This window comes from Gilvimarinus gilvus, assembly GCF_030518155.1.
GTDB classification, from domain to species: Bacteria; Pseudomonadota; Gammaproteobacteria; order Pseudomonadales; family Cellvibrionaceae; genus Gilvimarinus; species Gilvimarinus gilvus.
Genome location: NZ_JAULRU010000169.1, coordinates 1 through 338 on the forward strand (window position 1 = coordinate 1; position 338 = coordinate 338).

General features: G+C 37.0%; 1 pseudogene. It reads left to right on the forward strand.

Annotated features, from left to right (window positions below):
* Positions 1 to 46: 46 nt before the first annotated feature.
* Positions 47 to 338: pseudogene (locus QWI17_RS01295) on the forward strand (bifunctional aconitate hydratase 2/2-methylisocitrate dehydratase); the annotation flags it as partial.

Below are 338 nucleotides of genomic sequence, written 5' to 3' on the forward strand. Positions count from 1 at the left end.
GTTAGAAATTGCGAAATCTCGTATCCAAATCATGATCGAGAAAGGAATGGACAACAAAAACCAAGTGTTACAAGGATTAATCGACAAAGCAAACAAACGTATCGAAGAAATTAAATCGGGTGCTAAACCTGCTTTAACTCCAGATGCAAATGCTAAATATTACGCTGAAGTAGTAATCGACTTAGATATTATCGAAGAGCCAATGATTGCCGATCCAGACGTAAACAATGCTGATGTTTCTAAACGTTATACACACGATACAATCCGCGATTTAACTTACTATGGTGGAGATAAACACGTAGATTTAGGTTTCGTAGGATCTTGTATGGTTCACAAAG